This window comes from Mesorhizobium sp. M7A.F.Ca.CA.004.04.2.1 (assembly GCF_004022825.1).
GTDB lineage: Bacteria > Pseudomonadota > Alphaproteobacteria > Rhizobiales > Rhizobiaceae > Mesorhizobium.
The window spans coordinates 1-5,419 of sequence record NZ_RZPH01000350.1; the positions used below are offsets into that span (position 1 = coordinate 1).

Annotated in this window: 5 protein-coding genes; 4 read left to right on the plus strand and 1 reads right to left on the minus strand. The window is 63.6% G+C overall.

Going from position 1 to position 5,419, the window contains the following annotated elements:
- The coding region (locus tag EN893_RS16850) for a 3-hydroxyacyl-CoA dehydrogenase (protein ID WP_245490849.1) at window positions 1–1,101 on the plus strand (1,101 nt) is incomplete at its 5' end.
- A 347-nt stretch (window positions 1,102–1,448) separates the two neighbouring features.
- On the opposite strand, the gene EN893_RS16855 is transcribed toward EN893_RS16850, so the two are convergent.
- Window positions 1,449–2,255, minus strand: coding sequence for a LuxR C-terminal-related transcriptional regulator (locus EN893_RS16855; protein WP_127270019.1), 807 nt, complete (start codon window positions 2,253–2,255; stop codon window positions 1,449–1,451).
- Window positions 2,256–2,369: 114 nt separating this feature from the next.
- Between EN893_RS16855 and EN893_RS16860 the strand changes: the two genes are divergently transcribed.
- The 3 genes from EN893_RS16860 to EN893_RS16870 all read left to right on the plus strand — a co-directional run.
- Window positions 2,370–3,506 (plus strand): ABC transporter ATP-binding protein, encoded by a 1,137-nt coding sequence (locus EN893_RS16860; protein WP_127270017.1) that lies wholly within the window; start codon window positions 2,370–2,372, stop codon window positions 3,504–3,506.
- Window positions 3,487–4,650 (plus strand): spermidine/putrescine ABC transporter substrate-binding protein, encoded by a 1,164-nt coding sequence (locus EN893_RS16865; protein WP_127266979.1) that lies wholly within the window; start codon window positions 3,487–3,489, stop codon window positions 4,648–4,650. The genes EN893_RS16860 and EN893_RS16865 overlap by 20 nt, the downstream gene beginning before the upstream one ends.
- A 64-nt stretch (window positions 4,651–4,714) precedes the next feature.
- Window positions 4,715–5,419, plus strand: a 705-nt coding sequence (locus tag EN893_RS16870; RefSeq protein ID WP_164900921.1) for an ABC transporter permease, incomplete at its 3' end; no start/stop codon positions are given.

The following is a 5,419-nucleotide window of genomic DNA, read 5'->3' on the forward strand; positions in this document are numbered from 1 at the left end:
CATGAGGCATTGGCGCGCGGCGGGGCGACGATCGACAGAAACTACTCGGTGTCCGTCACGCGCGGTTCGCTAAGCGAAGTCGCCAAGCGCGAGCGGCTCGCCCAGTTCAAGGGCTCCACCGATTATGCCGATCTCGCCGATTGCGACCTGATCGTAGAGGCGGTGTTCGAGGACATGGCGGTCAAGAAGGAGGTGTTCGGCAAGCTCGAAGCGGTGGCCAAACCGGGCGCGATCCTCGCCACCAACACCTCCTATCTCGACATCAACGAAATCGCCGCCTCGACCTCGCGGCCGCAGGACGTGCTCGGCCTGCATTTCTTCTCGCCGGCCAATGTCATGAAGCTCCTGGAGATCGTGCGCGCCGACAAGACCGCGCCCGATGCGCTGGCGACCGTCGTCGACCTGGCGCGGCGGATCGGCAAGGTGGCCGTTGTCGTCGGCGTCTGCCACGGCTTCGTCGGCAACCGCATGCTGGCCGCGCGCGGCTCGGAATCGGAAGCGCTTCTTCTGGAAGGCGCGACGCCCAGCCAGATCGACCAGGTCTTCACCGATTTCGGCTGGCCGATGGGGCCTTTCCAGATGGGCGATCTCGCCGGTCTCGACATTGGCTGGCGCAACCGCAAGGCGCGTGGCCTGTCGGCCGTGATCGCCGACACGCTGTGCGAACAGGGGCGTTTCGGCCAGAAGACCGGCCGGGGTTTTTACCTTTACGAGGCTGGCGCGCGTACACCAGTGCCGGATCCCGAGGTTGAAGCGCTGATCCGCGACAAGGCCGCGGAGAAGGGCATCGTGCCGCGCGCGATCAGTGCGGAGGAAATCATCGAGCGCACGCTTTACCCCCTGGTCAACGAGGGCGCCAAGATCCTTGAGGAAGGCATAGCGGCCCGTGCGTCCGACATCGATGTCGTCTGGGTCAATGGCTACGGCTTTCCCATCGGCAAGGGCGGGCCGATGTTCTGGGCTGGCCTCGAAGGCCCGGCCAGGATCATCGAGCGGCTCGAGTACTGGCATCAACGGACAGGCAAGGACGTGTTCAAGCCGGCGCCCCTGCTGAAGCGGATGGTCGAGACCGGGTCGTGGAACGGCGACGCGATAGCCTGATCAATCGTCATGGGCAATCCACCCAATTGTCGAGGTCTGCGCTGCCCCTCATCGCCCTGCCGGGCGTTCGTTGTTCGAAAAGCCAAGCAGTTGGCTTTTCGTCCGCTGCGCGGACCACGCCTCGACTCCCCGTATAGTGACGGGGAGAAGGGGCTCGCGATAACCTCGTCGCCTGTCTTGCAACGTTGGACATTGGCGAAACCGGTAATTACTGCGCCCCTCTCCCCGTCCCTATACGGGGAGAGGATGCCGGCAGGCAGGTGAGGGGCAGCGCCGGCGTTCGCAAAAAAGTGACGCGAATTCGAAATCCGAAGCGATTGCCCAGGTAAGCGGCGGGGGCGAAGTAGCTACCTTATCCGCGCGTCGATGATCTCGACGAAACGTGCGAACAGGCCAGCCTGCGACTTGATCTTGAGCTTGCGGTAGATGTTGCGGCGATGGACCTTCACGGTTCCCGGCACGATGCGCATGGCCCTGGCGATCGATTCCGTCGAATGCCCCTGCAGCACAAGGTCGACGACATGTTTTTCGCGCGGCGTCAGCGACAGGCTCTGCCAGATGTGGGCGCGGTCGAACTCGTTGACCGGAGTGGTTGTCTCGTCCTGCTGCGCCTCTGCCGGTTCGTCGGCCGGAAGGGCGGGCCAGCGCAGCCTGGCGAAGCTGATCACCGCCGGCGCCATGTCGCGCAGCAATCTGGCATCGGCGGTGCCGAACGGGCCTGAAGCGCGCAGCCGCATCAGTGAGAGCACCAGCGCATCCTTGCCCGGTAACGGCACGAAGAAGCCGACCTCCTCGGCCAGCCTGGTCTGGCTGTAGTAGGAGCGGAAATACTCGCTGGCATAGAAGCGGTCCGGCGCCAGTTCGCGCATGCGCCAGAACCCTTCCTTGCGCTCGACCGCCGCGTGATGGAACGGGTCGAGCAGATAGGGTCCCTCCTGGTAGAGCGCGACGAAGACGTGGCTTTCGGCCGGCGAGAAGGTTTCGAACAGCAGCGGCGGGCGCGCCGCGCCGCGATAGCCGAACACCACGCAGTGGTCGAAGCTGACATGGAGCCGCAGCCAATCGACCAGCGCATTGCCGAACAGGTCGCCACTGGTCTCCCGCGTCGCCGCGACGAGCGTGGCGAGCTGGCTGTATTCGTCGCTGCGGGACAATCTATACCCCCTTAAACGAGAAAATAGATCAGATATACCACCTGAGAGGTATATACTAGCCGCCATTGGCTCTGGTAGCGTCCCGATATTGCCCTGTTGCTGGAGCCATCAGCCTTGACCGCAGTGCCGGACATCGAGTTTCGCGGCGTCACCAAGCGCTATGGCGCGGTGACCGCGGTCAGCGGCATCGATCTCGCTGTCCCGCCCTCCGCCTTTGTCGCGTTGCTCGGGCCGTCCGGCTGCGGCAAGACCACCTGCCTGCGCATGATCGGCGGCTTCGAGCAGCCGAGCGAAGGCCGGGTGTTCATTCGCGGCCAGGACATGGCCGGCACGCCGCCCTACCGGCGGCCGGTCAACATGGTGTTCCAGCAATACGCGCTGTTTCCGCATCTCGATGTCGAGGACAATGTCGCCTACGGGCTGCGCCAGGCGCGGCCAAGGCTGTCTTCGCGCGAGATCGCCTCAAGAGCGGGCGAGGCGCTCGAAATGGTGCGGCTCGCCGGCTATGGCCGCCGCAAGATCCACGAACTGTCGGGCGGCCAGCAGCAGCGTGTGGCGCTGGCACGAGCCCTGGTCAACAAGCCGGCGGTGCTCTTGCTCGACGAGCCGCTGGCTGCGCTCGACAAGAAGCTGCGCACCGACATGCAGATCGAGCTGCAGAACCTGCAGCGCGAGATCGGCATCACCTTCGTGCTGGTCACGCACGACCAGGAGGAAGCGCTGTCGATGAGCGATTTCGTCTGCGTCATGAACGGCGGCCGCATCGTCCAGCTCGGGCAGCCGAGCGAGATCTATGACGAACCGGCCGATTTGTTCGTCGCCGATTTCGTCGGCAAGACCAACCTCTTGAGCGGTACCGTCGCCGGACATTCGGGCGATCTGGTGGAGGTGGCGCTTGCCGACGGCACCGTCATTGCAGCGCGCAAGCGCACCGCCCTGCAGCAAGGTGAGGCCGTTTCGGTCAGCCTTCGTCCTGAATCGCTCAGCCTTGGCGCTCAGACGGGCGGCCCTTTCAAGGGCATCGTCCGCAACCGAATTTTCCTCGGCTCGACAGCGGAATACGCGATCGAGGTCCAGGGCATCGGAACGCTGCTGGCCAAGGCCGATCACCTGATCGGCCACGGCAATCTCTTCAAGCCGGGTGAACCCGTCGCCATCGGCTTTGCCTCCGGAACGCCGCTGGCGTTTGCGGAGACCAAGAACAACGGGGCCAACCAGAGGGTAGATAAACATGTCGAAATCATATCGTGACGGACTGCCGATAAGTTCCGAGAAATTCGTCGACCAGTTGATGCGCCTCAAGCGCGGCTCGATCGGCCGCCGCGACTTCCTCGGCCTTACCGGCCTTGGCATTGCCACGGCGGTGATGGCGCGCGAGATCGGCATCATGCCGACACCGGCCTTCGCCGCGGAAAGCCTTGGCGACCGCATGTCGATCGCCACCTGGCCGAACTATCATGATCCGGCGACCTTCGAGAACTTCAAGAAGGACACCGGCGTCGCCGTCGAGGTCAATGTGTTCGGCTCCAATGAGGAGATGCTGGCCAAGCTGCAGGCCGGAGCCTCGGGCTGGAGCCTGTTCGTGCCGACCAACTACACGATTTCCACCTACAAGAAACTCGGCATCATCGAGCCGCTGGAGATGGCGAAGCTGCCGAATTTCGACGGCTCGCAGCAAGATCCCCGCTTCACTGGGGAAGGCACGATCGATGCGGTGACCTATGCGGTGCCGAAGAACTGGGGCACCACCGGCTTTGCCGTCAACACGAAGAAGCTGACCAAGCCGATGACCACCTGGAAGGAGTTCTGGGATACCGCCATGGCCGAAGGCGACAGCCGCACCATGGTGCACGACTACCAGCTGACCACGATCGGCAATGCGCTGAAATATTACGGCTATTCGTTCAACTCGTTGAAGCAAGACGAGCTCGCCAAGGCGGAGGAACTGCTGCTCAAGGTCAAGCCGCATCTGTTCGCGGTCTCCTCCGACTACCAGCCGGGCATGCGCGCCGGCGACGCCTGGATGACGATGTGCTGGACGAACGATGGCGCGCAGTTGCATCGCGACATTCCCGAGATCGCCTATGTGCTGGGCAAGGAAGGCGGCGAGATCTGGACCGATTTCTACGCCATTCCGAAAGATGCGCCGAACAAGCCGGCCGGCTACGCCCTGCTCAACTACCTGATGAACCCGCAGGTGGCGGTGAAGGAGCATCTGGCCAATGGTGCGCCGTCGACCGATGCGCGGGTCAACAAGCTGCTGCCCAAGGAAGTGCTCGACAATCCGATCCTCTATCCGGCGGCCGACCTGTTGACGCCGCTGGAATTCGGCGCGGCGGCAACGCTGACAGATCCCGGCCGCGCAGAGCTGATGGCGCGCTTCAAGTCGGCCTGAGGGGCGGTCTGGCGCGGACAATTGACCGGCGGGCATATGTCCGCCGGTATCGGGGCGGTTTTCAATGCGCGGCAATAGATTTCGTCACAACCTCACGACCGCCATGCTGCTCGGTCCGGCGACCGCGTGGCTGGTGGTGTTTCTGGTGCTGCCATTCATTGCCATCGCGGTGTTCAGCGTCGGCGAACGGGCGCCGGAAGGCGGCTATCAAGCGGCTTTCACCTTCGCGCAATATGCCAATCTTCCGGCGCGGGCGGCTGCCTTCTGGAACACGATGGTGCTGGCGCCGATAGGGGCGCTCGCCTGTCTGCTCGTCGCTTATCCCGTTGCTTATTATCTTGCTCTGCGCGCACCGCAGCGCTGGCGGCTGATCCTGCTGGCGCTAGTCGTCATTCCGTTCTGGACCAGCCTTTTGATGCGGACCTATGCCTGGATGTATATCCTGGGCGGGCGCGGCATCCCGGCTCTGCTGTCCTATATCGGTTTCGAGGATATCAGGCTGATCAACACGCCGGGCGCGGTGCTGCTCGGCATCGTCTATGGCTACCTGCCGCTGATGATCCTGCCGATCTATGTCAGCCTTGAGCGGCTCGACCGCCGGCTGCTGGAAGCCTCCGCCGATCTCGGCGCGACGCCGCTCTCGACCTTCCTCGGCGTGACCCTGAAACTGTCGCTGCCGGGCGTGATGACCGGCTTCTCGCTGGTCATGATCCTGCTGCTGGGCGAATATCTGATCCCGACGCTGCTTGGCGGCGGCAAGGTGTTCTTT

What these genes read in the sequence shown, in the direction of transcription:
- EN893_RS16865 (WP_127266979.1), top strand. Translation starts at nt 3,487, where the DNA reads ATGTCGAAATCATATCGTGACGGACTGCCGATAAGTTCCGAGAAATTC.